Source organism: Clostridium disporicum, from assembly GCF_001405015.1.
Taxonomy (GTDB): domain Bacteria; phylum Bacillota; class Clostridia; order Clostridiales; family Clostridiaceae; genus Clostridium; species Clostridium disporicum_B.
Window position 1 is genome coordinate 1 of the sequence record NZ_CYZX01000046.1, and the last position, 2921, is coordinate 2921.

3 protein-coding genes and 1 rRNA gene are annotated in these 2921 nt (G+C 26.0%); all 4 read left to right on the top strand.

What is annotated here, in order from left to right:
- A 5S ribosomal RNA gene (gene rrf, locus ARA56_RS16135) occupies positions 1-107 on the top strand; the annotation flags it as partial.
- Positions 108-276: 169 nt separating this feature from the next.
- Positions 277-1242 carry an ABC transporter substrate-binding protein gene (locus ARA56_RS16140; RefSeq protein WP_055268512.1) on the top strand — a complete coding sequence of 322 codons (966 nt, stop codon included), beginning with the start codon at positions 277-279 and terminating at the stop codon, positions 1240-1242.
- Complete coding sequence (locus tag ARA56_RS16145; protein WP_055268514.1) at positions 1208-1969, top strand: ABC transporter permease; 762 nt, start codon at positions 1208-1210, stop codon at positions 1967-1969. Before ARA56_RS16140 ends, ARA56_RS16145 begins: the two co-directional genes overlap by 35 nt.
- A 1-nt stretch (position 1970) precedes the next feature.
- On the top strand, positions 1971-2606 hold the full coding sequence (locus ARA56_RS16150) for an ATP-binding cassette domain-containing protein (RefSeq protein WP_055268515.1): 636 nt from the start codon (positions 1971-1973) through the stop codon (positions 2604-2606).
- The last annotated feature ends 315 nt before the right edge of the window (positions 2607-2921 follow it).

The window sequence follows — 2921 nt, forward strand, 5'->3', positions numbered from 1 at the left end:
ATGGCGTAGAGGAAACACTCCTTCCCATTCCGAACAGGAAAGTTAAGCTCTACAGCGCCAATGGTACTGCATGGGAGACTGTGTGGGAGAGTAGGACGTTGCCTGGTTAGTAGAAACACTTAAGTTTATCTTAAGTGTTTTTTTGTCGTATAAAAATAATTTTTAATTATTAATGATAAATATTAGAGTATGTATCAATAAAATATAATGTAAATATTGGAAATTCATTGTCTTAATTGTATAATATATTTATAAAATAAATTTTGGAGGTGAATCATGAAAAAAATAATTACAGGTATATTAAGTATGTTATTAATTTTTATGGTTGGTTGTAGTAATAATAAAGTAACTTATGAAGAAAAAGAGATAAGATTAATTACGCCAGATGGATTGCCTAGTATAGCTATAAGTAAGGCTATGGAAAATAATAAAACTATAAAACATATAACTATAAATTATGATGTTCAAAAAACATCTGATTTGTTAGTTTCAGAACTTATGAAAGGTGAAGCTGAGTTAGCGATAATTCCATCAAATTTAGCTCTTCAAGCTTATAAAAAAGGTTTAGATTATAAAATAGTTGGAACAATTGGATGGGGATCACTTTATTTAGTATCTGAGAATAATATTAATGATTTAAGTGAATTAAAAGGTAAAGAAATATATAATACGGGAAAAGGACTAACCCCTGATATAATTTTTAAAGAAATATTAAAGAATAATAATATATCAGAAGAAGAAGTAAATTTTTCATATGTAGGAGCCGCATCGGAATTAGCACCATTAGTTGCTACAGGAAAAGCAGAATATGCAGTAGTTCCTGAGCCAGTATTATCTACAGTTATGAGTAAGAATCCAAATATAAAGATAATATTAAATTTAAATGAAGAGTGGGCGAAATTTAATGATGTCAAAGAAGGATATCCACAATCAACTTTAGTGATAAAAGAAGAATTCTTTAATGAAATTAAAGATAGTGGAGTATATGAAGAATTAATCAATAGTTTTAAAGAGTCAGAAGAGTTTGTAGTTAATAATCCACAAGAAACAGCAACTATATGTGAAGATTTGGGGATAACTGTTAATAAAGATGTTATAAATGAATCTATGAAGAATAGTAATTTAAGATTTACTGATATAAGCAATTGTATGGAAGAATATAATGTATACTTTAGTACAATAGATACAGAAAGCAAAGGAGAAAATAATGAGTACAAGCCATTATTCGTTGAAAAACAATAAGTATATTATATTTTCAATTGTAATAATACTTTTAATATGGCAGGTTACATCAATATATATAGGCAATAGATTACTGTTTCCATCTGTAACGGATGTAATAAAGAGTATGATAGAAATAGTAACTCAATATAATTTTATAACTATAATCTTCTATAGTATAATTAGAGGAATAAAGAGTTTTTTTATATCACTTAGTGTAGGATTGATATTAGCTATATTAAGTTATTTTAATAAAATAGTATATAATTGTATATTACCTATTTTATCAATTATAAAGGCCGTTCCAACAATGGCCTTTATAGTTTTATTATTGATATGGACATCAAAAGATTATGCACCTATTATTATAGGGATAATGATTTCACTACCAATATTTTATGATGTTATATTAAATACAATAATGAATCTAGATAAAAATTTATTACAGATGTGTGATGTTTACGATATACCTACTAGAGATAAAATGAAAGATATTATTATGCCAATAGTTATTATTGAACTTGCTAAAGTATTAAGTTCAACTTTTTCTTTAATATTTAAAGTAGTAATATCAGGTGAAGTGTATTCTCAACCTAAATATGGAATAGGGGCAATAATTCAATTAGAAAAGATGCAGTTGAATACAGCTCATATAATTTCTTGGATAATAATAATAACAATAATATCTTATGTATTTGATTTGCTTTTTAAGGTTATAGATAAAAGATATATACATAAAGGGAGATAAGATGTTTATTAAAGATGTAAATGTCAAATATGATAATAAAGTTATATATAATAATTTCACAATAGAGTTTGAAGATGAAAAAATTAATTGTATAGTAGGGTCTTCAGGATGTGGCAAGACAACATTATTAAATTGTATTTGTGAGAAGTTGATTAAAAAAAATATTAAGGTTGCATATGTATTCCAAGAAGATAGGTTACTACCTTGGAAAAATATATTTGACAATTTAAAGCTAGTTATAAAAAGTAAGTGTGGAAAAGAAGAAGTAAATAATAGAATAGAAGATATTTTAAATGTTTTAGAGATAAGTGAAACAAAATTTTTATATCCTAATGAGTTAAGTGGAGGAATGAAACAAAAAGTTAATATTGCAAGAGCGTTAATATATGATTTTGATGTTTTGTTATTAGATGAACCTTTTAGATCTTTAGATATGAAAATAAAAAATAAGGTAATAGATTTAATACGAACAATAAACAAAGAGAAAAAAACAACTATTATTTTAGTAAGTCATGATAAAGATGAGATAAAATCATTAACAGACAGGGTGTTTTTATTAAAAGGAAGTCCTGTAGAAATAATAGAAAAAGGCAATAAAACGATTGTTGATAACATATTTAGCAGTATTATTCGATAATAGAGATACTGCTTTTTTATTTGCAATTTTTTTTGGAAAAACTGTTGACATATAAGCCGATAAAGTGTTAAGATAAATCTCGTCGCTGATGCGAAACGATAAAAACACAAGATAGAAAAGTGTTTGACAGTTGTTTCAGTAAGTGATAAGATAAGTCTCGTTGCTAACGAAACTAAGTCAAAAAAACTTTGAAAAAAGTTGTTGACATAAAGTTGAGTGAGTGATAAGATAAGGAAGTCGCTTGAAGCGATAACAAAATATGGTCTTTGAAAATTGAACAGAATATAGTTAAAATAAATCCAGCAATTCTTTTGA

What these genes read in the sequence shown, in the direction of transcription:
- ARA56_RS16150 (WP_055268515.1), top strand. Translation starts at nt 1,971, where the DNA reads ATGTTTATTAAAGATGTAAATGTCAAATATGATAATAAAGTTATATAT.
- ARA56_RS16140 (WP_055268512.1), top strand. Translation starts at nt 277, where the DNA reads ATGAAAAAAATAATTACAGGTATATTAAGTATGTTATTAATTTTTATG.
- ARA56_RS16145 (WP_055268514.1), top strand. Translation starts at nt 1,208, where the DNA reads ATGAGTACAAGCCATTATTCGTTGAAAAACAATAAGTATATTATATTT.